This is a genomic window from Nonomuraea pusilla, assembly GCF_900109355.1.
GTDB classification, from domain to species: Bacteria; Actinomycetota; Actinomycetes; order Streptosporangiales; family Streptosporangiaceae; genus Nonomuraea; species Nonomuraea pusilla.
On sequence record NZ_FOBF01000023.1, the window covers coordinates 52,472 to 76,866 of the forward strand.

Annotated in this window: 25 protein-coding genes, 1 tRNA gene and 2 pseudogenes; 10 read left to right on the forward strand and 18 right to left on the reverse strand. The window is 67.1% G+C overall.

Annotation, left to right across the window (positions count from 1 at the left end; genetic code table 11):
- Positions 1-190 precede the first annotated feature (190 nt).
- The gene (locus BMX74_RS44495) at positions 191-910 is read left to right on the forward strand and encodes a hypothetical protein (protein ID WP_177227628.1); all 720 of its coding nucleotides are present in this window, start codon (positions 191-193) and stop codon (positions 908-910) included.
- A 92-nt stretch (positions 911-1,002) separates the two neighbouring features.
- Entirely contained in the window at positions 1,003-1,524 is a 522-nt protein-coding gene (locus tag BMX74_RS44500; protein ID WP_055504212.1) for a universal stress protein, read from the forward strand.
- Here BMX74_RS44500 and pdxR read toward each other — a convergent pair.
- Entirely contained in the window at positions 1,477-2,883 is a 1,407-nt protein-coding gene (pdxR, locus tag BMX74_RS34935) for a MocR-like pyridoxine biosynthesis transcription factor PdxR (RefSeq protein WP_091104823.1), read from the reverse strand. The two genes, BMX74_RS44500 and pdxR, sit on opposite strands and share 48 nt — an antisense overlap.
- Positions 2,884-2,950: 67 nt before the next feature.
- Between pdxR and BMX74_RS34940 the strand changes: the two genes are divergently transcribed.
- From BMX74_RS34940 to BMX74_RS34955, 5 genes are all read left to right on the forward strand, one after another.
- On the forward strand, positions 2,951-3,400 hold the full coding sequence (locus BMX74_RS34940) for a carboxymuconolactone decarboxylase family protein (protein WP_091104825.1): 450 nt from the start codon (positions 2,951-2,953) through the stop codon (positions 3,398-3,400).
- A 10-nt stretch (positions 3,401-3,410) separates the two neighbouring features.
- Positions 3,411-4,604, forward strand: coding sequence for an MFS transporter (locus BMX74_RS34945; RefSeq protein WP_091104827.1), 1,194 nt, complete (start codon positions 3,411-3,413; stop codon positions 4,602-4,604).
- 238 nt (positions 4,605-4,842) lie between these two features.
- The gene (locus BMX74_RS45145; protein WP_218154143.1) at positions 4,843-4,962 is read left to right on the forward strand and encodes a DLW-39 family protein; all 120 of its coding nucleotides are present in this window, start codon (positions 4,843-4,845) and stop codon (positions 4,960-4,962) included.
- A 15-nt stretch (positions 4,963-4,977) separates the two neighbouring features.
- A complete protein-coding gene (locus BMX74_RS34950) occupies positions 4,978-5,706 on the forward strand; it encodes an HAD family hydrolase (protein WP_055504215.1) in 729 nt (242 codons plus the stop codon).
- Between the two features lie 19 nt (positions 5,707-5,725).
- A tRNA-Ala gene (locus tag BMX74_RS34955) sits at positions 5,726-5,798 on the forward strand.
- Between the two features lie 101 nt (positions 5,799-5,899).
- Here BMX74_RS34955 and BMX74_RS34960 read toward each other — a convergent pair.
- The 10 genes from BMX74_RS34960 to BMX74_RS35000 form a co-directional block, all read right to left on the reverse strand.
- The gene (locus tag BMX74_RS34960) at positions 5,900-6,436 is read right to left on the reverse strand and encodes a hypothetical protein (RefSeq protein WP_091104828.1); all 537 of its coding nucleotides are present in this window, start codon (positions 6,434-6,436) and stop codon (positions 5,900-5,902) included.
- 60 nt (positions 6,437-6,496) lie between these two features.
- A complete protein-coding gene (locus tag BMX74_RS34965; RefSeq protein WP_143078871.1) occupies positions 6,497-7,414 on the reverse strand; it encodes a DUF4747 family protein in 918 nt (305 codons plus the stop codon).
- A 237-nt stretch (positions 7,415-7,651) separates the two neighbouring features.
- The gene (locus BMX74_RS34970; protein ID WP_055504218.1) at positions 7,652-8,926 is read right to left on the reverse strand and encodes a site-specific integrase; all 1,275 of its coding nucleotides are present in this window, start codon (positions 8,924-8,926) and stop codon (positions 7,652-7,654) included.
- Positions 8,926-9,105, reverse strand: a complete 180-nt coding sequence (locus BMX74_RS34975; protein WP_091104830.1) for a helix-turn-helix domain-containing protein — start codon at positions 9,103-9,105, stop codon at positions 8,926-8,928. Before BMX74_RS34975 ends, BMX74_RS34970 begins: the two co-directional genes overlap by 1 nt.
- Complete coding sequence (locus BMX74_RS34980; protein WP_091104832.1) at positions 9,098-10,429, reverse strand: replication initiator; 1,332 nt, start codon at positions 10,427-10,429, stop codon at positions 9,098-9,100. The genes BMX74_RS34975 and BMX74_RS34980 overlap by 8 nt, the downstream gene beginning before the upstream one ends.
- A gap of 225 nt (positions 10,430-10,654) precedes the next feature.
- Positions 10,655-10,825 carry a hypothetical protein gene (locus BMX74_RS44505; protein WP_177227629.1) on the reverse strand — a complete coding sequence of 57 codons (171 nt, stop codon included), beginning with the start codon at positions 10,823-10,825 and terminating at the stop codon, positions 10,655-10,657.
- A 12-nt stretch (positions 10,826-10,837) separates the two neighbouring features.
- Positions 10,838-11,164 carry a hypothetical protein gene (locus BMX74_RS34985; RefSeq protein ID WP_091104833.1) on the reverse strand — a complete coding sequence of 109 codons (327 nt, stop codon included), beginning with the start codon at positions 11,162-11,164 and terminating at the stop codon, positions 10,838-10,840.
- Between the two features lie 11 nt (positions 11,165-11,175).
- Positions 11,176-11,820, reverse strand: a complete 645-nt coding sequence (locus tag BMX74_RS34990) for a DUF2637 domain-containing protein (protein WP_091104835.1) — start codon at positions 11,818-11,820, stop codon at positions 11,176-11,178.
- 6 nt (positions 11,821-11,826) lie between these two features.
- Positions 11,827-13,173, reverse strand: a complete 1,347-nt coding sequence (locus tag BMX74_RS34995; protein ID WP_055504223.1) for an FtsK/SpoIIIE domain-containing protein — start codon at positions 13,171-13,173, stop codon at positions 11,827-11,829.
- Positions 13,166-13,498: an SCO3933 family regulatory protein gene (locus tag BMX74_RS35000; RefSeq protein ID WP_055504224.1), complete on the reverse strand. Its 333-nt coding sequence runs from the start codon at positions 13,496-13,498 to the stop codon at positions 13,166-13,168. The genes BMX74_RS34995 and BMX74_RS35000 overlap by 8 nt, the downstream gene beginning before the upstream one ends.
- Positions 13,499-13,644: 146 nt before the next feature.
- Between BMX74_RS35000 and BMX74_RS35005 the strand changes: the two genes are divergently transcribed.
- Complete coding sequence (locus BMX74_RS35005; RefSeq protein ID WP_091104837.1) at positions 13,645-14,019, forward strand: GntR family transcriptional regulator; 375 nt, start codon at positions 13,645-13,647, stop codon at positions 14,017-14,019.
- Between the two features lie 167 nt (positions 14,020-14,186).
- Here the strand turns inward: BMX74_RS35005 and BMX74_RS35010 are convergent, their stop codons facing one another.
- Positions 14,187-15,401, reverse strand: coding sequence for a helix-turn-helix domain-containing protein (locus tag BMX74_RS35010; protein WP_055504226.1), 1,215 nt, complete (start codon positions 15,399-15,401; stop codon positions 14,187-14,189).
- 714 nt (positions 15,402-16,115) lie between these two features.
- Between BMX74_RS35010 and BMX74_RS35020 the strand changes: the two genes are divergently transcribed.
- A complete protein-coding gene (locus tag BMX74_RS35020; RefSeq protein WP_091104840.1) occupies positions 16,116-16,352 on the forward strand; it encodes a GntR family transcriptional regulator in 237 nt (78 codons plus the stop codon).
- A 167-nt stretch (positions 16,353-16,519) separates the two neighbouring features.
- A complete protein-coding gene (locus tag BMX74_RS35025; protein ID WP_091104841.1) occupies positions 16,520-17,062 on the forward strand; it encodes a hypothetical protein in 543 nt (180 codons plus the stop codon).
- Positions 17,063-17,365: 303 nt separating this feature from the next.
- On the opposite strand, the gene BMX74_RS43445 is transcribed toward BMX74_RS35025, so the two are convergent.
- The 6 genes and pseudogenes from BMX74_RS43445 to BMX74_RS35045 all read right to left on the reverse strand — a co-directional run bounded on the left by BMX74_RS43445 (position 17,366) and on the right by BMX74_RS35045 (position 24,331).
- Complete coding sequence (locus BMX74_RS43445; protein ID WP_143078872.1) at positions 17,366-19,525, reverse strand: hypothetical protein; 2,160 nt, start codon at positions 19,523-19,525, stop codon at positions 17,366-17,368.
- Between the two features lie 540 nt (positions 19,526-20,065).
- Positions 20,066-20,569 (reverse strand): annotated as a pseudogene (locus tag BMX74_RS45150) (ADP-ribosylglycohydrolase family protein); the annotation flags it as partial.
- Between the two features lie 76 nt (positions 20,570-20,645).
- Positions 20,646-21,011, reverse strand: a pseudogene (locus BMX74_RS46770) (ADP-ribosylglycohydrolase family protein); the annotation flags it as partial.
- 313 nt (positions 21,012-21,324) lie between these two features.
- Entirely contained in the window at positions 21,325-22,521 is a 1,197-nt protein-coding gene (locus BMX74_RS35035) for a tyrosine-type recombinase/integrase (protein WP_143078885.1), read from the reverse strand.
- Positions 22,521-22,760: an excisionase family DNA-binding protein gene (locus tag BMX74_RS35040; protein ID WP_091104843.1), complete on the reverse strand. Its 240-nt coding sequence runs from the start codon at positions 22,758-22,760 to the stop codon at positions 22,521-22,523. The genes BMX74_RS35035 and BMX74_RS35040 overlap by 1 nt, the downstream gene beginning before the upstream one ends.
- Positions 22,757-24,331 (reverse strand): replication initiator, encoded by a 1,575-nt coding sequence (locus BMX74_RS35045; protein ID WP_091104845.1) that lies wholly within the window; start codon positions 24,329-24,331, stop codon positions 22,757-22,759. The genes BMX74_RS35040 and BMX74_RS35045 overlap by 4 nt, the downstream gene beginning before the upstream one ends.
- Between the last annotated feature and the right edge of the window lie 64 nt (positions 24,332-24,395).

Consider the following 24,395-nt stretch of genomic DNA (forward strand, 5'->3'; position numbering starts at 1 on the left):
GTCCCCACCCCGGTCCCGAGACTCCCCCGCCCGCGCCGCCGTACGACGCGGGGCCGGAGCTCGCCGCTCGGGCGTTGTGCTTCGCTCGGCGGGCGGCCGCGGGGGCGGTGTGCTTCCCCCCGCTGGGCGGCCGCAGGGGCGGTGTGCTTGGCTCGGCGGGGCGGCCGCAGGGGCGGCATAATGGCCGCCGATGCCGAAATTTCAGGATGCGGCGGAATTTGCGGCGGCGATCGCCCCCGTCATCGACGCGGCCCACGTCAACGTCCACGCCTCGGCCCACCGCGCCGTCACCGAGCTGGCCGCCCGGTCAGGCGTCACCCCCGGCCTGCTCCACGACCTGCGCTTCGCGCTCCCGCTGCGCCCGCTCACCCGCGCCTCCCTCGCCGTCGTCCACCGGTACGGCGCCGCCGCCGACCGCGAGCGGGCCGTCCAGGACCACCTGCGCGAAGGCACCCTCGCCGAGGACGCGGACGGCACGCTCACCCTCACCCCGAAAGGCCTGGACCACGTCCACGGCCTGTACGCCCTCCACGCGGCCGCGGCCGACCGCGCCTGGGCCGGCCGCGACGCCGACGGCCTCGCCGAACTGGTCGGCACCGTGCTCGACCTGGCCGAACGCCTTCCCGGCGGCGCGCTGGAGTTCGTGGCGCCCCCGTACGAGCCGGAGGGCGCGCCGCCCGGCCTGCTGCTGTTCAACCGCCTCGCCGCGCTGCGCTACCACCGCGCCGACGCCCACGCCGCCGCCTGGCAGGAGGCGGGACTGACCGCAGAGGAGATCGTCGCTCTCACGGACGGCCCGGTGCGCGCCCGCGTCGAGGCGGCCACGAACGACCTGGCGGCCCAGCCGTACCGGCGCCTGGCCCAGCGCGACCGCGAACGCCTGTACGACGGCCTGCTCACCCTCATCTGACTCCCGCGATCGGGAAACCCAGGTTCTCGAAGTCCCACCTCCCGGTGACGCGCCCGTTGGCGCACTATGGTCGTACTTCCCGAGGAGGCACCGTGGATCAGGAACTCCCCTGCGGTGCGAGGCTGGTCGTCGGCGTGGACGAGTCCCCGGCCTCGCGCTGGGCCCTCGCCTGGGCCATCGGCGTGGCCAGGCTGCACCGGATGCCGCTGGTGGCCGTGCACGTCAGCCGTGCGCCCGTCCATCCCTTCCCTGAGGCGCTGCCCGTGCAGCACGCGCTGCGCAACGGCGAGGAGTCGCGCTGCGCCGACGTGATAGGCCGCGTCTTCGACGACGTCGCGGGCGGCGTGCCCGGCGACGTGGCGACGTACATGGTGGGCAAGGTCGGCGACCCCGGCTACCACCTGGTCGACCTGGCGCGGGAGGGCGACCTGCTGGTGCTCGGCCGGGGCAGGCACGGGCCCGTCGCCCGGCTGTTCCTGCCGTCCACCAGCATGTACTGCGCCCGCCACGCCAGGACCACCGTGGTGATCGTCCGGCAGCCGTCGCCGCCCGAGGAGCCCGAGCTGTCAGGGGAGCGCGCCAGGCGCGGCACGCGGTTCTGGCGACATCTCTAGCGCGCGCGCCACCAGGCGCAGGCCCTGTGGGACGTCGTCCTTGCCGATCGCGCCGTAGCCCAGCACCAGGCCCGGCTGGGCGGGAGACTCCCCGCAGTACGCCTCCAGCCGCTCCACCGCCAGGCCCGGCACGTCGCGTACGGACACGCCGGGCGCGAGGCGGGCGCACAGGTGCAGCCCCGCCGACGACGGCACCAGCCGCAGGCGCGGGTCGGCCGCGAGCGCGTCGGCGATCAGCGCGTGCCTGGCGGCGTACTCCCTGGTGGCCTTCCTGATGTGCCTGGCCAGCAGGCCCTCGTCGATGAAGCGGGCCAGGGCGGCCTGCGTCGGCAGCTCGCCGTGCCAGTCCGACAGCCGCTTGGCGGCGCGCAGCGCGGGCCGCAGCGAGGCGGGCGCCACGAGGAAGCCGAGCCTGAGCATGGGGAGCAGCGTCTTCGAGAAGGAGCCGACGTACACCACCCGGCCGGCGCGGTCGAGGCTCTGCAGGGGTTCGAGCGGGCGGTCGCCGAAGCGGAACTCGCTGTCGTAGTCGTCCTCGATCACCACCGCCCTGCGCCGCTCCGCCCACGACAGCAGGGCGGCGCGGCGGGCCAGCGACATGGGCGTGCCCAGCGGGAACTGGTGCGACGGCGTCACGTACACCACGCGGGCCGACGCCGGGATGGCGGAGACGTCCAGGCCCTCGGCGTCCACGAACACCCCCGCGACGCGCGCGCCCAGCGACCTGAACAGCATCCGCGCCGGCGGGTAGCCCGGCTCCTCCACCGCCACGACGGCGCCCGGCTCCACCAGCACCCTGCCGACCAGGTCCAGCGCCTGCTGGGCGCCGTTCGTGATGAGCACGTCCTCCGCGCCCGCCCGGACCGAGCGGCTGATCCCGATGTGCCGCGCGATGGCCTCGCGCAGGCCCTCGTGCCCGGACGGGTCGCCGTAGCCGGCGGCGCTCACGCGCAGCTCGCGCGCCACCAGCCGGCGCCACGTCTCCATGGGGAACAGCCGCGCGTCGGGCACCCCGGCGCGGAAGTCGTACCTGGCGCTCCTCGGGGCGCCGCCCTCGGGGACGCCCTCCCACACCGGCCGCGGCCGTACGACGCCCTTCGGGGCGGCACGGCCCCGTACCGGCTCGGCAGCCACGAACGTGCCCGCGCCCGCCCTCCCCACGAGGAACCCGTCCGCCACCAGCCGGTCGTACGCGACCGCGACCGTGTTCCTGGAGATCTCCAGCCGCCTGGCCACCTCCCGCGTCGGCGGCAGCCGCTCGCCCGAACGGAGGCGGCCGTCGAGTATCGCCTCAAGAAGCTGCCTGTAAACCTGTGCGGCCAGGTCACCGCGCCCGCACAGGCTGATGTGCACGTCCATCTTGGCCCAATCAACTCGGCAGAAATTGGAGCTTACACCGGGACAAGCGGCGAACGAGGATGAATCCATGACCGAACGCATGAACCTCGGGGCCCTCGCCGGTGAGGCGTACAAGGCGATGTCCGCGCTCGACCGCTTCATCCGCTCATCCACCCTTCCGCAGCCCCTCCTCGAACTCGTGAACCTGCGCGCCAGCCAGATCAACGGCTGCGTGTACTGCGTGGACATGCACAGCAGCGACGCCAAGCAGGCCGGCGAGAGCGACGCCAGGCTGCACGCCGTCGCCGTCTGGCGGGAGGCCCCCTTCTTCACCGCGCAGGAACGCGCCGCCCTCGCCTTCACCGAGGCCGCCACCCGGCTGTCCACCGGCGACATCACCGACGAGATCTGGGCCGAGGCGTCCGCCCACTTCACCGAGCAGGAACTCGCCGCGCTCGTCATCGCCGTCGGCACCATCAACGCGTGGAACCGGTTCGGCGTCGCCACCAGGATGACCCCAGAGTCGTACAAGGAATGAGGCGGAAGGAATGAGGCGCGTCCTAGCCCAGGCCCAGCTCGCCAACTCCATCGGCGACGGCGCCTATCTCGTCACCTCGGCGCTCTACTTCGCCAGGGTCGTCGGTCTGTCACCCGCCGAGATCGGCGCCGGGCTCACGCTGGGCTGGGCCGTGGGCACGGTGGCCGGGGTCCCCCTCGGTCACCTCGCCGACCGCCGCGGGCCGCGCGGCGTCGCCGTGCTCCTCGCGCTCGCGACCGCCGCGGCGGCGCTGTCGTTCCTCTTCGTCCGCTCCCTCGCGCTGTTCCTCCCTGTCGCCTGCCTGTACGGCACCGCGCAGACCGGCCTCTCGGCCGCCCGCCAGGCCCTGCTCGCCGCGCTCGTCGAGCCCGAGCGGCGCACCGAGGTGCGGGCCGTCCTGCAGTCCACGCTCAACGGCGGCCTCGCCGTCGGCGCCGCGCTCGGCGGGCTCGCACTCCACCTCGACACCCCGGCCGCGTACGCCGCCGTCTTCGTGCTGGACGCCGCCAGCTTCGCCGCCGCCGCGCTCCTGCTGCTGCGGCTGCCGTCCGTGCCGCCCCGCCCCGCCGCCGCCGGGCCGCGCCTGGCCGTGCTGCGCGACCGTCCCTACGCGGTCGTCACGCTGATCAACACGGTCATGCTCTTCTACATGCCGCTGCTCAGCCTCGTCGTGCCGCTGTGGATCGCCCAGCGCACCACCGCGCCCACCTGGCTGGTCTCGGCCCTGCTCGTGCTCAACACCGGCTGCGTGCTGCTGTTCCAGGTACGGGTCGCCAGGAGGGTCAGGGGCCTGCGGGACGCCTCCGCCTCCGTGCGCCACGCCGGGCTCGTGATGTTCGCCGCGTGCGCCGTGTTCGCGCTGTCGGCGCTCGGCTCGTACGCGTGGCTCCTCCTCCTCGTCGCCGGAGGGCTGCAGGTGCTGGCCGAGATGCTCCTCGCCTCGGGGGCCTGGGAGATCGGCTTCGCCCTCGCCCCCGAGGACAAGCAGGGCCAGTACCAGGGGTTCTTCGGCTCCGGCGTGGTCGTGGCCAGGATGCTCGGCCCGGCGGCGCTCACGACGCTCGTCCTCGACGGCGGGACGGCCGGCTGGCTCGCGCTCGGAGCGGTGTTCGCGGTGGCGGGCGCCGCGATGGGGCCGGCCGTCCGGTGGGCCGAACGCACCCGCCGTGCCCCGCACCCCACCCCCTGCCGGGCAGGGACCTGACGGATGCCGGGGAGCCTGAAGCGCGGGGGGTGCGCGCAGGCTCTCCGGATATTTGGCATGATCAGAATGTTGTCCGAGTATTCGAGGTCCCACCTGGGGCGGAATACTCGTGCTTCGCACAATAAGCACATCTGGTTCGTGCACAACTCAGGGACCGCAGCCATACCTTGCTAGGCTGCATGTCAACCGTTGGGTCTCACCCCGGCAGGTGAGACCGTCGAAGAAGTGGGGTCACACCGTGAAGAAGCTGCTCGTTCTTGCGCTGATCGCCCTCGGGGGGTTGCTGATCTGGCGTAAGGTGCAGGCCGACCGCGCAGAGCTCGACCTGTGGACCGAGGCGACCGGCACCGAGAACTAGCCGACCGGCGAGGCGATGAGTGACGTCGTCCCCATCAAGCTGGCGTGCCTGGACCTGGCGGGCACCACAGTAGGTGACATCGCCATGGTCGAGCGCGCCTTCGCCGAGGCGATCGCCACCCAGGGCATCGTCCCCGGGACCGGAGCCTACGCGCGTGCCATGGTCCACGTGCACCGGTCCCGGGGATGTCCCAAGATCGACGTCTTCCGCGGGATCTTCCCCGACAACGAGGCCCAGGCGCAGGCCGCGAACCTCACCTTCGAGCGCTCCTACGAAGGCACCCTGGAACGTGCCGGGCTCGTCCCCATGCCCGGAGTCCTCGAAGTCCTCGACAAACTCCGCGGCTCCGGCGTCAAGCTCGCCGTGATCACCGGCTTCAGCCGCTCCACCCTCAGCCGCGTCCTCAGCGTGCTCGGCTGGCACGACCGGATCGACCTCGCCATCTCCCCCGAGGACGCAGGCGGCCGCGGCCGCCCCTGGCCCGACATGGTGCTGCACGCCGTCCTCAGAACCGGCGTCGAGGACGTCCGCCAGGTCGCCGTCGCCGGCGACGCCGAGAGCGACATGCTCTGCGGCCGCCGCGCCGGAGCCTCCGTGGTCGCGGGGGTCATGACCGGCGTCCACAGCCGCGAACGCCTCCTCAAAGGCGGCGCCACCCACATCCTCGACTCGATCGCCGACCTCCCGAGCCTCATCCTGAGCGACGACGTGGGCGATACCCAGGTGTCGCCACCGGCCCGGTAAGCTATCGTCGTTCCCCGAAGGGGCCTTAGCTCAGTTGGCAGAGCGCCTGCTTTGCAAGCAGGATGTCAGGAGTTCGAATCTCCTAGGCTCCACCGCAGGTAAAGGCCACATCCCATGATCGGGAAGTGGCCTTTTCGATCTTGTACAGCTGAGAAGTACAGCTACGCTCTTGAAGACAACACCCGGTCGCGTCCTAGTGGCTTGCTCTCTCTTGGCGAGGAACGCCGATGTCGTCGGGTACATCCACTGCATCCATCTTCAGTCCGACGAACTGAACCAGCATGGCAAGCCCGTGGAGGATGCTTGTCAAGGACCAGACGGTGAAGAACGACGCCACTGCGGCCGTGATCGCTAGAAGAGCGGGCCAAGTGTCCTTGGACATGGTCGCCAGGGGTAGCAAGGCCAGCATGCCAAAGACGCCAGTCACGCCTGTGAACAGGAACGGTGCCAAGTAGTGATTGGGATCCCTCCTGATGGCGCGAAGCTTCCGGAGGAAGGCTTGATCCATGAACGCGGCTTGGACTGCTACTCCAGCAAGTACCGCTCCGATCACTACACCGACGAGGCCGGCTGCCACCGGAACTGCCCGCAGCAGAGCCTCAGGGTTAACCAGGCTCAGGGCAACAGCTCCTGTGCCCGCAAGAAGGGCCACCCCGAAGTCGACCTGTAAGATCTCGCTCAGCTTGAAGTCCAGCGCCCGCCATAGGTGCTGGAGCACGCTCTTGGCCATCTGCTGCTCTCCGCCCTGGTGATCGTCGGGGCACACGTGGTGGGAGTCGACATGGTTAATCTACCCTTCGGCGTCGTGGCTGTACCGTAGACGCGCCGGCTTTTCTCGAACATACTCGCGAAGTGCGCCCAGTACGATCCGCATGCCATGCACTAGATCGCGCCCGAAGTCGTCGACCTGCTTAGAATCGGCGGACTCCTTACTCCTGAACTGAGCCTCGCTTGCACCTTGGGCGCCTCGCGCCGTTAGTTCGAGTTCGAGATCTCCGGTTTCCGTTCCTTCCAGTTTGCTCTGGAACTCTTCCGACTCGGTGTTCAACACGCCATTGCGGGCAGCGGCGAACTCTTCTGTCTTACGACGCGCGGCAAGTGCGCGCATCTCCATTCGATCAGAGTCGATATCACGTCCCGGATTGGAGAATTTCACGGTTCTGCGGAGTTTATGAACCAAAGGGTTGTCCCTTAGCCATGCTTCTACGCTGGCGCGAGAGGTGATCAGATCTACGTCGTATTCGGTGGAGATGATGCCATCATCACCCAACGCCTGGGTGATGATTTCTTCGAAGTATTTGGTGAACCCGGCGGGTTGAAGGCGCGCAGTAGTGGAGAAGGCGACCCAGCGCTGATCCTCGCGTAGATCAACAGCGAATGGAACCACGGTGTCTTCGGACGCTACCTCTGAAACCTGGGTATCACCCTGGACCCAGGACCACGCTTGGGAGTTGAACTGTCGGCGTTGAGCCATTTCTGCAAAGCCGAAGGTGCCTGTCATGAAATCAGTTCCCCGCTCGATTGTCATGTCTGCGGCGAACCAGGTCTTTTCGGTGGCGAGATGGGTGGCTGGTTCAACGACCTGTACGCCTCGGCTCTGCGCGAGGTGAGTCATGTCCTGGGCGAAGCTGCGCATGGTGATCGCGTCCTGGTTGGGACGACGGCGGTTGATTCGTGCAAACACGACCTTCCGGCGCTTGGGGGGCATGCTGCTCATCCTCGTAGGTAGGTGGCGGGACAGAGCAACATCATGGCCCCGGACAAGCACGGTCGGCGTCAGTTCGTACGAGGTGTGAGCTAACAGTTACGGTGGCTAGATCGGCACGTTCTGTCACTCTGCAGCGTCCCTGTGAGGGTGGAAGCGCATGGACGCTGGAGATCTCGTGCGCGAGCAGTTCAAAGGCCACTTCTCATACTTAAGAAGTGGCCTTTTCTGATTCGAGGGTTACGTATTGAGGTGATCACCAAGCATCTTGAGGGCCTTGCGCGTCTCCTCTGACGAGACCTCGCTGTACACGTTCATGGTTACTGCGATCTGGGAATGGCGCAGGATCTGCATGGCCACGCGGGGGTGTACGTCGAGGGCAACGAGCAGGGAAGCGCAGGTCTTGCGGGTTGCGTGGACGTGGACCTTGCGCACCCCCGCCTTGTCACAAGCGTTGGCGAAGCTGCGCCGGAAGTTCGACGGCTCCACGGGCCGGCCGCTGGCGGTCGTGAAGACGAGGCCGGTCTCCTGCCAACCGTCGCCCGCGGCTTTCCGGGCGGTGTCGCGTGCCCGTTGACGGGCACGGAGGGCGGCCGTGACGATCTCGGGGAAGGGGAGCGTGGCGTCGGAGGCGTCGGTCTTGGTGCGGCGGTGCAGGAGTTTGCCGCTGACCCGCTGGAGTTGCCAGCCGATCGTCATCTCCGCCTGGTCCAGGTCGACGTCCTCCCAGCGCAGTCCGAGCGCTTCGCCGAGGCGCAGGCCGAGGACGAGCACCAGGACGTAAGCCGGGTACATGGGGTCCTCGCGGGTGCGCGCCGACTCCAGGAAGGTCCGGGCTTCGTCCACGGACCAGGGCTTGACCTTGCGCTTTCGGGGGACCGGCATCTTGATGTGGGCGGCGACGTTGCGGGGGAGGAGCTCCTCGCGGACGGCGTTGCTCAGGGCGGCGCGCAGGGTCATGTAGGCGTCGTGGACGGTCCAGGCGGACGGCTCGGACTTGCAGCACTTGCCGATGGCGCAACAGTGCTGGCGGCGTTTCGGGTTGCTGTGCTGCTTGGGGCGGGCGGCATCCTTGCCCTGGTCGCAGCACTGGCAGGAGCGGCGCAGCTTCGTCACCCAGGTCTGGACGTCTCGCACGGTCAGCTTGTCGAGCCGCTTGGAGCCGAGGGCGGGCGTGATGTAGAGGCGGGCGAACATCTCGTAGTTCGCGGCGGTCTTGGGCGCGAGGTTCGGTTCGACGACGTTGGTCAGCCAGTACGTGAGGTAGTCCGAGAGCTTCGGTGACTTCGTGGTCACCGGTCCTTTGCGGGCGTGCTCGTGGAGTTTGAGCCACTTGTCGTGGGTCTCCTCTCGGGTCTTGCCGTAGGCCCACTTGCGGGTGCGCTTACCCTCCGGGGTGGTGACCCAGACGTAGCCTGCCCAGCCGTTCTTGTAGGGGAAGATCGAGCCTTCGTTGTTGGCGCGGGTGCGGCGGCTCTTACGAGGGCGCTCTTCGGAGGGGTTCTTGGTGGGCATCAGGCGGCCTCCTCGCAGAGTCGGGTGATGTAGGCGTCGAGGGCTGTGGCGGGGATGCGCCGGCAGCGTGCTCCGACGAGGACCGAGGTGAGTTCGCCGGAGCGGATGAGGTTGTAGAGGGTCCACCGGCTGACCTTCAGGGCGGCCATCGCTTCCGGAACGGTGAGCAGTTCAGTCATGCGGTCCCCCGAGGTGTGGTGCGTGCTGGCCGGTGAGAGCGGCGGCGAGGAGCTGGTCGCCGAGGGACAAGCCTTTGCCGGCGTACTGCCAGTGGGCGATCACGAGGACGGTGTCTTCGTCGAAGAGTGGGAGGCGGCCTGTGGTCACTTCTTCGGTTCGCATGTGGTCCTGGCGGGCGGCGCGGAGGGCGCCGAGGGTGGTGGAGTAGCGGCGGCTCTTGGTGGAGAAGTGGCCGCGGAAGCCGAGCATGTGGGCCCATTGGGTGAGCCGGAGGTCGGCCAGGTCCTCACGGGCTCCGAGGTGGAGGCAGGTGGCGATGAGGCGGCGGGCGTGGTCGCGGAGCGGGTGGAGGGCCAGTTCGTCGAGGGTGTGGACGCGGCGGTCCAGGGTGCCGACACATTCGGCGGCTTTGGTGGCGTACTTGGCGATGTAGGCGGCGACGGCCTGCTCAGTGAGTTCGCCGTCCATGGTGATCTGGCGGACGTCGAGTTGAGTGCCCCAGCGGAAGGTGCGGGCCAGTGGCGCGATCTCGACGGTGACCGCGCCTGCTGCATGCTGGACGGCTTGTTCCAGGGCCTCGGCGGTGGCCCAAGCCGGTGGTGGTGAGGTAGGTCCGGTGGGGCCGTCGAGGCGGATGACGGCGTGGAAGTGGACGACGCCGCGCCGCTGGTACTCGGCCACCTTGGCGAAGGAGATCGTGAGGCGTTCGCGCAGCTCTTTGAGGGTGAGGCCGGAGAGACGGGCGAAGCGGCGGCGGAGGGCCTCGGTGAAGCGGCGCCACAGCTCCGGGGATACGGCGTTGAAAAGGACCGAGCCTTCGTAGTCGTAGCAGTCCGGGCACAGCGGCTCGCCCAGGTGCCGATCGTCGGCGGCGTGGCGGGCCGTGCAGGACATCACCTGCCCGTGAGGGCAGGTGGCCGCGTTACGGCGGGCGTGGCAGGGCAGGAGCTTGCCGTTCTTCTCGCGGCGGACGTGGACGGCTCCGAAGGATGGCGCGGTGAGGGTCACGAACAGGGCCGGGTGGGCGGACACGGTTTCCGGGACTCCCTTGCCGCCTGCCAGGCCCGCGCGGACGAGCTGGTAGGTGTCGGCGCGGTACGTCTCGGCGCAGGCCGGGCAGCGGGAGGCGCGGCGGGTCTTGCACGGGACGCGCAGGACGCCGTCCGGTTCGGTGCGGGTGGTGTAGCGGTGCAGGAGCTGTCCGGTGGCGCGGTCGTAGTGTTCGACCTTGCCGCGTAGGTGGATGGGCTGGCGGCAGCCTCCGGTGCGCTTGATCTGGCAGGCCCAGCGGTCGTAGTCGGGCCGGTTGAGCCGGGCGATCATCCCGGCTGTGGCGTGTGGGTGCGGCAAGATGGGTTCCGTCCTGTCCGGATGTGGTCTGGCTGGGATGGCCCCTCACCTGGCGCGGAACTTGGCGGTTGTGTGGCCAGGTGAGGGGGTCCGGCGGTCATGCGCCGTGGTTGTCGATGCCGGTGCCGTGGCAGTCGCGGCAGGTGTCGCGGTCGTCGTCGAGGCCGGTGCAGCAGCGGTAGTGGGCGGCCGAGTCGTTCATGCCGGGCGTCCGATCTTGCGCGGGAGGATCGTGACGTACAGGCGGTAGGTGTGCGGCCGGGCACGGTCGGGGTAGGCCCGCGACACCGAGGTGACGGTGAACATCTCGCGCAGGTGGATCATGCCGAGGGTGAGTTCGGCGCGGTTGCCTTCGAGTCGGATGCGCATGGTGGGTTCCTCCTAAGCGGGGTCGACGCAGCCGCGGTAGCTGTCGTCGGCGTGGTGACGGGCGCGGGCGGCGGCCAGGATGGCGGCGAAGTCGTAGCGGACAGGGCCGAAGCTGAGGCCGGTCGAGTAGTGGCCGTACGGGAGGTGGCGCGGGTTGATCTCGGTGCCGAGCAGGGCGGCCACCTTGTCGACCTCGGCGCACATCTCGTCGTCGGGGCCGTGCTGCGGGAACTGGTTGATGGTGACGTTCGGCAGGTGGACGGGGATCGCGGGGTTGGCCTCCAGGAAGGCGGCCAGGGCGCGGAGTCCGCTGATCAGGTCGGTGCGGTCTTCGTCCATCGGTGGTCCCTTCAGGCAGGTTGCAGGGTGCGGAGCAGGTCGGACGCGAGTTGCTGGGAGACGCCGAGGCGGGCGCGCAGGGCGTCGAGGGTGATGGGCGTGCCGTGCTTGGTGCGGTGTTCGTCGGCGACGCGGCGGGCGTAGTCGAGGAGCGCGGGCGCGGGTGCGTCCTCGGTGGTGGGTTCGTCGGCGGGGACGAGTTCGGGACGTTCCGGGACGGGGACGGACGCCGTCACCGTGACCGGGGACGTCTCGCAGACGTCCTGGGGACGGGGTGTTGAGGCGCGCCGTTCGAGCATCGAGACGGCCACCAGGAACGCGCCGGCGGGTGTGGCGGCGGTGATCCAGCCCCACGCTGTGGGTGCGGCTTGTTGCAGGTTCGCGGCCAGGGACAGGACGATGCCGCCGGTCAGGACCACGACCGGCCACGAGATCCGGCCGCGCTGCTCCCGGCTCGTCTTCTTGTCGCGCTGGCGCTCGCGGGCGGCCATGACGCAGGTCAGGTCGATGCAGACGGCGACGGCCCAGGACATCCAGCCGGTCTGGCCGTGTTCGGCGGCGGTGTCGCGGATGTGGGTGAACGAGCCCGCGCCCGCGATGAGGGCCAGGACCAGCACGGGGCCGGTGTCGAGGAGCCAGGCGGCGAGGTGTCGCATCCCGGTTCACCCCTTCCGCGGCTCGGGGATCGTGTCGAGCAGTTCCGAGTACGCGCGGCCTGTGATCTCGGCCCAGGACGGGGCGCGGTCCGCGTGGTTCAGCGCGGCCTGTTCGGCGGCCTGCTCGCTGACGTAGAAGGAGCGGGCCCGGTACCACTGGCCGTCCTGGGACGCGACGATTGCGACGCCTGGCGTCTCGGCCGGGATGGCGCGGGCGGAGTCGAGGGCGGCGGGGTCGAGGTCGCCGAGGGTCATGGTGGCGGTCTCGGGGTCGTTGACGCGGTGGCAGATGCGTCCGGAGCACTGGGCGCGGAGTGCGGTGACGCCGGGGCCGAGGTCGGAGCCGATGCGCTGGCCGCAGCAGAACAGATAGATGCCGAACGCCCGCCCGAGCTGTGCCACCCGCAGCAGCGCCGTCGAGGTCTTGGCGATCTCGTCCTTCTCCGACTTGTCGGCCATCAGGTATAGCTCCGCCAGCTCGTCCACCAGGACGACGACGGGCACAGGACGCAGGTCGTCGGGGAGCTGCCAGATGTTGCGGGCACCGGTCGTGCGGCAGATCGTCATGCGGTCGGCCATCAGCTCTTCCAGGTCCTCCAGGAGGCCGACGCACTCCTTGCGGCTCGTGGCCAGCGCGGACAGGCGGGGCGAGTACGGCGTGAACTCCACCCCGCCCTTGAGGTCGAACCCGACCAGCGCCACCGGCTGAGGGGCGAGCCCCTGCACCAGGGCGTTGGCGAGGTTCGACTTGCCGGACTGCGTCGCCCCGGCGTTCAGCCAGTGCGGGACGGTGCGGAAGTCGATGACCCACGGCCCGCCGGTCTCCAGGCGGCCGACGGTGACCTTGAGGAGTTCGGTCGAGGCCGGGAGGTCGTCCACCTTGACCAGCGGGTCCCGCATGGTCGCCGCCAGCACCACCCGTCCGGGACGAGGCGAGGAGACGCGCACGGCGTGGACGCCCCAGGAGTGGGCGAGGCGCTCGGCGGCGTCCGCGTAGTCGCCGGGGACCTGGCCTTCAAGCGTGTGGACGGTGACCCGCCAGCCGTACCGGGTCGGCTTGGGCAGCCACATGAACGGCTTGGTGTCCACGGCGACCCGCTGGAACTTGCGCCTGACCCGGACGATGCCGGTCGAGGCGACCAAGCCGGGGACGGTGGTGAACCACCAGCGCTGACGCTTCTTCGTCAGCCCGCAGCCGAGGGCGACCTTGCGCCAGGAGGCGCGGACGCTGACGGCCGTCAGCGGGTAGCCGACCGCCAGCCAGAACGACGGGTGGTGCCAGCGGCGCCAGGCCCAGAGCCCGGCCGCCACGGCGGCCAGGACCCCGAGCACCTGGAGGAGGGTGTCAGACACGGAGGTCCTCCACCGCTGCCGGGAGGAGCGCGGAGGCGCGGTAGGCGATGCCCCACCGTCCGGCGATCTCCCAGACGTAGCCGAGGAGGCCGACCGGGTTGAGCTGCTGCCCTGCGGCGATCGGGGGCTCACCCGAGGTGCCGATCTTGACGAGCTCGATCCGGCCGAACTCGTCCTCCACCGACACCGTGACCTCGTAGACGGTGTTGCCGTTCTTGTCGGTCTTGATCTCGCCGGTGTCCTTGTTGAGGACGCGAGGGCGCGGGGCCTTCACGCAGGTGATCGTGAGCTTGCTGGTGTCCACAGGGATGGGGACGGTACGCATGGAGCGATCTCCTTGGAGAGAGTGACTGTGCTGCCTACAAAGATACCTAGGTATCTAGCTCTGTAAACCGATACTGCTACCTTGCCTCCGGACTTCGTTACAAGTTGCCTGGAGACCTAGGCATCTAGAACCGATACTGTGTGGGTATGGCACCTACCGACCGGCGCCGGCCGTACCTGCGCATCGCCGAAGACATCCGGCGTGACATCGCGTCCGGTCGGTACGCCGTGGGGGAGCAACTCCCCGTGGCTCGCGAGCTGTCCGAGCGCTACGGCGTCGCCATGATGACCATCGGCAACGCCCTCGCCGTCCTCCGCGAGGAAGGGCTGATCGAGACCCGCCAGGGGGCCGGAAGCTTCGTCATCCGGACCCCCGAGAGCGAGACGCCGGCCCCAGCCGCCGAGGAACACAGCGAGGAGTTCCGCATCCTGTCCGAGCAGCTCCGCGAGATCCGCCAGCACATGGCGAAGCTGACGGTCAGGCTGGATGAGCTAGACGCCCGGATTCGACCCGAGCGGTGATCTCGACCGCGCGCCGCTGCATGTCGGCCAGCTCGGTCGCGATCTGTGCGAGTTCGCGCATCAAGATCTCTCGTTCGATCTCACTGAGACCCACGAATACGTCCCCAATCGTCCCGGGTGCTTGATTGATGGGGGAGCCGTGCGCGGGATGGCTCACCGTAGGTTGGTCAGGGCAGCCTCATCGCCTTGGCGAGGTTGAGCAGCTCGCGTTGACGGAGAAGCCGCCCGCTGTCTCTGAGGTCACGCACGATGTTGCGGACCATGGGGCGGTTCCGGACGTGCTGAGGTGCTATGCGATCCGCGCGCAGCAGCGCGTCCACCGCCTCGTTGTCCTTGCGGTTCATGTGGTATCCCGCTGCTGTGCAGGTCCAGTAGTGCGCCTGCCTCTCCGATGAGGCGATCTCGGCGATCTCCACGTGTTCCGCCCTCGTGATCACGTCACGGGGCCGCCCCAGCTCCATGCTGACTTCCACGGCGTGAATAGTGGTGTTGACCCGGTTGAACTGGGTCTGGAAGGCGTTCCCGTCCCTCGGCAGGCTCTCGGCGACGTGCCGCGCCTCCTCAAGATGTCCCTCCGCCTCCCGTTGATCCCAGAGCCGGGAGTACGCGACGGCGGCCCGCAGATGCAGCGCGCCCCACATCGCCTTGAGCGTGTCGTCCGCCCCGACGTGCGGTTCGATCTGGTCGAGCGCGGACAGCGCCGCGTTCTTGGCCGGGTCGAGCTGCGCCTCGTGCAGCCAGACGCCGCACAGGTCCCAGCTCGCGGCGGCCACCAGCTCGGGCGAGCCGACGCGTTGCGCGGCGACCAGCTCCCGCTGCACCGCCGTCCACCCCAGGTCATGGTGACCCAGCAGGTTGGACGACACGCGCGCCATGTGGCACGCCCGCAGCATCAGCGCCTCGGCCCGGTCCTGATCCGCGGACGAGTCGGAGGTGATCAGGGTGAGGTCGTTGATGATGCCCGGCAGGACGTCACCCAGGGCGCTGAACCTCGCGTCCTGGCGGAGCTGCTCGGCGAGCTTGACGTTCGCCTCCAGCTCGTCGAGCGTCCGCGGCTGCCGTGCGCCGAGGAGCGCGGCCCCGCCCGGCATGGTGGCCTGCTGGAGCGCGAGCCTGAGCGCGGGAGTGGCCGCATGCCCGGAGTCCAGGTCCGCCGACTCGTGCCGGTACGGCTGACCGGTGAGCTCGGCGACCTCCACCCCGAGAACCTCAGCGAGCTGCCCCACCACGCTCATCCGGTCGAGCGGCATGCGCCCGTTCTCCACCTTCGACAGCCAGGAGACGGAACGCCCGATCTTCTCGGCGAGGGTGGCCTGATCCCAGCCCTTGCGGTGACGGGCCCGCGCGATCCGCTGGCCCTGGGTGAGGTGCTCGGTTGCCACGTGTTCCGCCCTCCTTCTCGTCGTCGCTTGCTTCGACGATAAGTCGGGTGACACAGATCACTGGCAGAAAAACTGCCAGTGGGCGGACGTGCGGAAACGCAGGCCGGACTCCGACCTGCGAAAACACAGCGTGATGACGTTGTCTCAGAACGTGCACACGAAGTGCGACACGCCGCGCACTACTCCTCCGCCCCTCCTATCTGGCCTGCCCACTCACGATGCCGCGCCACAGAGCGTGGCCCCCACGCATGACCATCCACGCGCTCTCTTGCACCCTCTCTGTCGGACCGCTCCGGTCCTTACGCCGCACGAAGAACAACCCGCCGGCCGCGCAGAGCTCGTAGACCACGACGAGACACTCACAGGTGTGGTCGAGGACGCGGATGCGCTGCGCCCGGAGAGACGGGGCGCGCCAGTCCACCTCCTCACAGTCGGCGAGGGCAGGGGCCAGATGCAGCCCATGAAAGGTCACCAACTCGCTCACGCTCCCACCGCCAACCGGCGCCGGTGAGCGAACCCCGACACCGAGCCCCGGGCCACACCACCGTTCGGCCAGGGACCCGAGTGCCGCGAGAGAAGCTGCACCCAGACCTCTCGCCCTTCGCTCACCGACGCCATGCTCCGACCGTAGGTCAACCTGTCCTATCCTGTCTACACCATTCCTAGGAATTGCTGTTCTATGTTCGCACGTAGGGGTCTACCTAGAGTCGTCCTGTGATCGATTGGGACCCCAGGCTCTACAAGTGGGAGCAGATAGCGAACGTCGTCGCCGAGCGCATCAAGGACGGCACCTACCCGCCCCTCACACTCATTTCCGAGGTGAAGCTCCAGGAGGAGTTCGACGTCGCCAGGGTCACCGTCCGCAAGGCCATGGAGGCGCTGAGAGGCCAGGGCCTGATCACCACCAAGCCCGGCAAGGGCTCCATCGTCACCCCAGACGACGGTTCATAGCTGCGCGAGCACCCATGCTCTCTCACGTTCTTGATGACCCCTCAGCGCTGTCGCCACGAGCCCAACGCTTCCTCCGGGAGAGAGGCCGGCGCCAGGATGCGCCAACTCCTGGGGAGCTGCGAAAGCACTGGGAACGACATGGCCACGCCGGGCCGCTGGTCGACCTGATGGTGGACTACCAGGCCCGATGGGGAGGCCTCGCCCTCCCCGAACTGGCTGTGCCTCTCTACGACGGCGGTGTAGCGGTCATGGTCGCAGACGACCCGGGCGACACCGAGGGCGTAGGTCCGTGCTTCACCGCGGGCACGGACTACTACTCCGTCGCTCACTGGTTCTGCGTCGACCTCCAGGGCCGGTTCGGCATTCTCTACGAGAGTTGGGTACCGCTGCACTCCTCCGTGTCCGGATGGATCGAGGCGCGCGCTCTCGCCGATGCAGCGCAGAGGATGCATAGGGTCGAAGTCTGGAAGGGCAGGGAAGCCGCCAACCGGGCGCGGGCTCTCATAGATGCCTTGCCAGGGCTAATCGAGGTCCCCGAGGTCCAAGGACTTGCCGACAACTGGTGGCAGGGTGACGGAACGCTCCTCGCCGTCTATGAGGGTGAGGCCAAGGTGTTCTGGAGCCAAGAAGCGGCATTCGCCGCCCTGTACGCCGAAACGGAGCCCCGAGCCGACGAACTCCGAGTCACGCTCCGCAGCATCGACCTCTGACCTGCCGGACCCGCAGGCCATCATGCACCAATCCAGCCGGACAACCCAATCGGATCAAGATCACCAAAGACTCAGGTGTCAACGATGATCGTCAGTTGCACATCCGGCATCGGCTGACCGGATGAGAACTTTCTCTACGACTTCAAGGGCAGCCCGCCTGCGGCGGCCTGCCGCGCGTCGGGCGGTCGCTGGCCGCGCTGCGGCTCTTCGGCCGGTCGCGGCCAGCACCGCCCACGCGTCGGTCCCCGATCGAAACAAGAGAGATCGCAGCCTAGGCGTTAGCTGTAGTCGACGTCTACAGCCCTAATCATCGGCAGTCCCACCAGGCAGACGTGCGTGGTCGGACCAAAGATAAGCTTTCGCTGACTCCAATTCAATTAGCTCTCTCGGTTTTTCCATTTCATTTATCAATTCCGATGCAAGCTCAACTCCTATGCGGGCCGCGCATGCAAGCCAAATATATGCACCCGGCTGTGCGTTATGCTCGATGAAAACAGAGGCAAGCGCGAATATTAAATCGGGTGAAAGATCCTTGATGGCCTTTCCGGACGGTCTTTCGCCTAGATCTGGGCGCGCGTCACATGCAATAACGTGGAGCGCGTAGAGCAAATCTTCTACACGTGGATCAGTAACATCAAGCGGTGCATTAGGCTCAATGTTCAGAGCGGTGATCAGCCGTTCCACCACGAGACCAAAATCCAGGCCGGTCGTTTGTATCATGCAGCCAACGCAGAAATTAATAGCAACGCATGAGCGTACCAGCGTTATGATTTGATCATCGGAGATATGGCTAAGATCAATGCTCCTTGACTGAAGCTTCCGTTGGAAATCGGCCAACAATGCCGGATGTCCAACCATTTCAGCCCGAGATGCACAGCTCAAGAAGTACGGGTCAGTCAGTGCTATGCGGTCGAAAAGCTCATGCCAAACATCCCCCGGAATTTTCTTCAGAACCATAAGCTCTCTGAAGCCTGCAAAATCCGAATGCGGCGCACTGGCCTCGGCGGCTGTTTGACGATAGTCAATCAGATAGTCGAAAGCGGAATAGGTGTTATTCCCCTTTGGAATTAAGCATGAGCTAGCCCCTTGGATTTCGTGTGTCGCCCACTCCCACGCAAGTGAAAAGTCGCTAGCTGTCAGGCGATGCTTTCGACGCTCTTCCAGGTAGACGGTGGCGCATGCTTCAATCCATTCGCGCGGAAGTGGAGAAAGGTAGCCAGTGAGACGGATGTCTACTGCAGCGCTCACAAGCGCCGACCCCAACTCATTGGCTCCATGCTCTCCATCTAGCCATCGTTCCACAGCCAAAGGGCCAGCAGATATGAATTCGGCCAAACCCGTGTCGTCAGTGACCGCTAATGCTTGTGCAATACGTATGTCACTTGCATGCCGGATGGCGGCCCTGCGTTCGCGCTTACTTAGCGCCCTGTCAAGACGTATCGTTTTCGCGATTGATCTACCAGGAGAAAGGAGCCGGTCACCTCGCATACCTTCAGTCTCTGGCCGCGTAGCAAAAAGTTCAAGCTTGGCTTTCGACCTGAGTGTACAGAGAAGAAGAACATCGTTTCTTCCATCGGGGCACAACGTTCTCGCGATATTTTCATTAAGACCGTCGCTCGACATATACTCTTCGAGATCGTCGAGCCAGACCACCATGTTGCGGAAGTTATAACCAGTGTCGATAACTTGCCGCAATGCTTTTCCGTCTGCTGGAATCAGAACGGATTCCCACGAAGCCTTAGGCTTATTTCGCACTAGGGCTTCGAATGCGCATCTTGTTTTCCCTGCGGCAGAATTCCCTTCGATGACAACCAGTCCGCCGTTTAATGTCAGGTCATCAAGAGTTCTATCGATATCCCTTGGGACATAGGGAGGGATCTCTGGGAGTCCGTCGACTTCAATAGCAGGATGAACACCCAAGTCTCGAACTGGATGGAGGTTTCCGATTGGGCTCAAGCGGACTCGACCAGCATCTATCAACTCTCGCAACTTTGACTGCTGGCGCTGAAGCTTTGGTTTGCACTCCGCGAAAATTTCGTCTGTGACTACCGTAACTCTAAACTCAGGATGCAAGTGGGGAAGGTTCTTGGCTCTATATTCCGAAGACTTAGCAGTTGCATGCTGAACAATGCGCCTAGAATCGAAAACGGGCACCATGAAGAGATAGTTCTTAATCTTCGTTTCGCCCAGCAGGCGTACTACTTCAGGGGTGTGTCGTTCTAGTTTAGCCAAGTCCTCTGTCAACTTCTTCCGCTGATTTCGATATCGCTCATCAACGGATGTATTAGCCCGAGCCGCATAGCACTGAACGGCGACTCCTGTATGTGTGAATGCTTCGATGCCGAGGTCTCCGCCATGCCTTGACGGCACCGTCTGAAACCCCTCTATCCCGTAGTATATGGCGGCTAGTGCCATGCAATGTGCTTCCCAGTCTTCGCCTATCCAGTCATCCGTACTACTCAAATCGAGCCACCTTGCCAAGACTTTCGTAATCCTCGAGCCCTTGTCATGATACGCGCATTGCTGTCGGCATGATACGTGGACACACCAGATAGTTTCGGGCCATGCAATACCCCATTAAAGAGGAGCGCTTTTCGACTCCAAGCAGGGACGTGATGGGGCCAACGACCTGCCGCGTGACTTCCCGCGCTCACGCCTTGGCGGTCCTGCGGTGAGCGTCTGCCTGGCATCGGATCACAGCGGTCGGCTATCTTGGCCCGGCTACGGATCAGAAGGCGGCACAGTGGCTGAGACCGTGACGATCGCTGACTTCGGTTCTCGTCGTACGGGCTGGGGCGATCGCCGGCAAGGCCCTCCTTCGTCGGGCCTTGCCACCGGGTGACCGTGGCTTATGTGACAGCGGCGCTGACAGCAACGTCCCCACGCTGACGCATCCTCACCACCGTCCACACGGGCCTGACCACGGCCTCGATCAGCCGAGCAGGCTGATTGCTCCGCCTGAAAGGCGGACGGTCGTTGCGCTCTGCCAGCCAGGATCCGGCGTCAGTCTGGAGTCAGACGCTCTACGAGGTCACGAGCGAGGTCAAGCAGGTGAGGCAGATGCAGGGTGCGGCCGCCGCTTCCGGGTAGCGGAACGTGTAAGGCCTCGGTCCACTTGGTTGGAATCGCTTCCGATCCGTACACGGCCCCGGCCAGTCCGCCAGTGACTGCGGCGACGGTATCGGTGTCGCCGCCCAGGTCGATCGCGGCGCGGATGGCGTCCTCATAGCTGCGGGTGGTGCGCAGTGCCCATACGGCCGAGCCGAGACAGGGCCAGACGGCACCGTTGAATTCGGTGGCCTGATCGGGATGCCAGCTGCGGGCGAGGATGGCGGCGTAGCGTTGACGATGGTCGGGGTGGACAGCGGTAAGGGTCTGGGAGAGCTGGTCCAAGGGGTCCGCGCCGTCCAGGGCGACACGTATCAGGTCGTGAAAGATCGCGGTGCCTTCCCATGCCGCCGGGTCGCCGTGGGTGAGGGCGGCGATCTGCCGAGCGGCGTCCATGGTGGCCTGCCGTCCGTCGCGGGGCGAAGTACACCGCTGACGGGGTGGCGCGCATCAGCGCGCCGTTACCCGCAGCTCGATGGCTGCTCCGGTAGTGGGCGGCGGCGGCCTGATCCCAGGGCAGGCCGCGGGTCAGTACGTCTTCGGTCTGCAGTCCGATGTCTTTCGGCTGATCGGCCGCCCATCGCTGGAAGCGGGCGAAGATATCTGGCAGGTCCAAACCGCCACGTTCCAGCAACGACTCGGCTACATGAGCGGCCATCTGCGTATCGTCGGTGGCCTCGCCGGCGTCCCAGCCGCCGCCTCCACTCATCTCGCCGCCGGCACCCGGTACCGGAAAGCGGGAGAAGAATGCGCCCGCCGGGCCGAACTCGAAGGGAGCACCCAGCGCATCGCCCACAGCCGAGCCGACGACCGCGCCAACGGCACGCCGCACAAGATTCATACCAGCAGGTTACTTAGCCTGGCAGCACCGACCGTCTGATGCTTCGCGGCGGGGTGACCGAGCCAATCGCAGGAGACGGCGAACGTTGGACCATGACAGGCAGATCGCCGAAGCAGGGCGCTGCGTACAGCAGCGGAATACAGCAACGTCTCCGCACACGATCACATGTCGTCGACCCGCATCTACCGCTTGACCAGGCTCGCGAACCCTCAACGAGGTGACCGGCTCCCGTTTGCAAGCAGGATGTCAGGAGTTCGAATCTCCTAGGCTCCACTCACGCAAAAGCCCAGGCCAGCCGCCTGGGCTTTTGACGTTAGAGGGCCTGTTCCTGGGGCCGTGCCCGTTGCGTGCCCGATGCGCCGAGGGCTCCCCGCGCCAGCTCGTCGAGCTTGCGCGCCACCTCGCGTTGCCGCTCGTCGGTTGAGTGCTGGTAGATGAGGGCGGCGCGGGTGCTGGAGTGGCCCATGCGTGCCATCAGTTCGCGGATCGAGGCGCCCGCGCTGGCGGCGAGGGTGTTGCCGGTGTGGCGGAGGTCGTGAAAGTGGATCTTCGGAAGGCCGGCGTCGTGGAGTGCCTTGGCCCAGACGCGCCGGTTGAAGTTGGTGTTGCGGAGCGGGCCGTTGTCGGAGCCGACGAAGACCAGCCCTTCGTCGCCGTCGATGGCGAAGTCCTTCATGTGGGCCTTGAGCTCGTCGATGATCAGGTCGGGGATGGCGACGGTGCGCCTGCCCGCCGCCGACTTGGGGTCGGTGAAGACCAGGCCCTTGCCGGTGAGCTGGATGAGCTGCCGTTCCACCTTGACGGTTCCGGCGTCGAGGTCGAGGTCGCGCCGCTGGAGGCCGGTCAGCTCACCCCACCGCAGGCTGGCGAACGTGCCGAGGAGCACCAGGGCGCGATAGCGGGGCTCGATGACCTCGACGATCCGGTACACCTGGGCGACCGTGAGGACCGGTCGTTCGGGTGACTTCTCCTGGCCTGCACCCTTGATCCGGCATGGGTTGCGCTTGATGACCTGGTCGTCCACAGCTGTGGACAGGATCGCCTTGAGCAGGCGGTACGCCTTGGCGACGGTAACCTCGCTGACGCCGTCGTCGAGCAGCTTCTTCCGCCACCGCCGGACATGCGGGCCTTTGATCTCGTTGAGCGGCTTGTCGCCGAAGGTGGGGGCGAGGTGTTTGCGGAGCAGATAGCCGTACAGCTCGATCGTTCGGGGGCGCAGTTTGGGCCGTTCCTCGATCCAGTCGGCCGCGTACTTGCCGAAAGAAATCCTCCCGGCGTCCGGGTCGATCCATTCGTCATCGAGAATCTGCGCTTCGATCTTGGTAAGCCAGATTTCCGCATCCGTTTTCGTGGCGAACGTCTGCGGCGCTGGACGATCGACCCCGTCCGGACCCTGATACCGAGCCTGAAACCGACCGGAAGGCAACTTCCGCACCCTCCCGAACCGCCGCTTGACGGGCTTCCTCTTACTCGAACGGCGAGGCTTCTCCTGCGGGACGTCGGCCGCCATCACGCCGCCCTCCCTCGCCGCGCGATGACCGGTTCGACGAGCCCGGCCGCGATGAACGCCTCAAGGGCCGCCTCCGGGATGCGGACGTTGCGCCCGAGGTGGACGAACGCGATGCGCCGCTCCTCGATCAAGCGGCGCGGGAAGCGGACCGAGGTGTTCAGCCGTTCGGCGGCCTCCTCGACGGTGAGGAGGCGGCCCCGAGCCCATTCGGGAAGCGGACAAGTCGAGATCTCGGTCATGCGGCCCTCCCTTCATGCTCGGTTGCCGAAAGATCTTGTCCGTTCGCTCTGGCTTCCAGTTCTCGCAGGTGGGCGCGCCAGCGCTGGCGTTCGGCGACGCTGCGCAGCAGCCGCATGCCGACCGGGGCGAGGTCCGGGTCTCCCGGTCTCACCGGCCGCCAGACGTAGCGGTGCGGGTCGGTCGGCTCGTCGGCTTGGCCGAGGGCTTCCAGGACCCAGGTGCGGCGGTCCTGTTTGTGCTCGGCGAGCGTCTTGTTCGACCACTTGCGCGACACCAGAACGCGACGGCCCGCGTAGCCCAGATGCTCTGGCTTGTGGGCCTTTGAGCAGCAGCGGCCCGGAGCCATGCCGGGCGTGGCTCCCTTGGGCTGGATGCCGTACCGCAGCCAGTTCGGGCAGGTCGGCGAGCACGGCTCGTACCGCAGCGCCTCCGTGAAGCGGGCCGCGTGGTGCCGCTGCGCCGGGCTGTCGAGGCTTTCGCCGAGGCTCTTGGTGAGGTACTTGGACAGGTAGCGGATGCACTGGTCGGCGTCGGCGGTGCCCGCGAGGACGCCCTTGACGTCCACCTGGTCGCCGAAGCGGATCACGTGCAGCGGCTCGGCGTCCTCGTCGGTGTCGAGCTGGTCGAGGGCCTGTTCCCAGGTGGGCAGGACCTCGCCGGTGTCCGGGTCGAGGTAGCCGGCCCCTTCCTCCCAGACGGGCAGGTGCTCTGCCTCGAAGCGCACCTCGTCGGCCTGCGGCCACCAGACCTGGTGGTAGGTGGCGGCGGCGATCTGCTTGATCTCGGCGCGGGGCAGCGTGCCGCGGATCGCCATGTGGAGATGCGGGGCCAGGCGCTTCTGAGGCTCCACCGTGGCGAAGTACTGCACGTCGTACCCTGCCACGCGGCGGAGGTTCTGGACGAACCGGTCCACCAGCTTGGAGAAGTGCAGCGCGTCGCGGGCCGCCCGCCGGTAGTCGTACCTCTCCGGATCGACCGGGACGCCGTCCCTGACCTTGCCGTACGAGGGCAGGGTGAGCGTGACGAACAGCGACGGGCGGTAGACCTTGCCATCAGAGGACTGGAAGGTCCGCCCGAGCGTGGTGTGAGCCATCTTGCGCTTGGGCAGGTCCGGAGCGTCCTGCCGTCGTTTCGTCGAGCGGACGCGCTTGGGGGTCGTGCGGCCCACGACGTTGCCGCGCATGCCCACCGCGTTGGTCTTCTCGTCGAGACCGGCGAGGACGGCGTCCCAGTCGCGGGTGTCCTCGCCCGCACGTTCGGCCGCGTCCCGTCGTGCCTGCATGTCGGCTCGGAACTCGACCAGCCAGCGCTGTTCCTCGGTGGCCGCGTCGGGGCTGACGACGGGCTCCTCGGTGAGGTGCCAGCCTTCGCGGCATTGCGCCATACGGAGCTGGCGGTTGCGCTTGGCGCAGGAAGGGCACTTGCTCTCCAGCGTCGCCCCGCACGGAACGTCGATGATCTCGTCCTTGCCGGTCAACAGGTCGAGCCGCCGCAGGGCGACGGGACGGACGCAGACGCCGTTGAGCTTGGCGACCTCTTCGGCGACTTCGCGGGCGAGCGGTTGCGTCATCCGGATCTTGCGAGGAACGGAGCGGTGGGGCACTTCTCCCCTGATCCCCGTCGTGTGGTGTGAA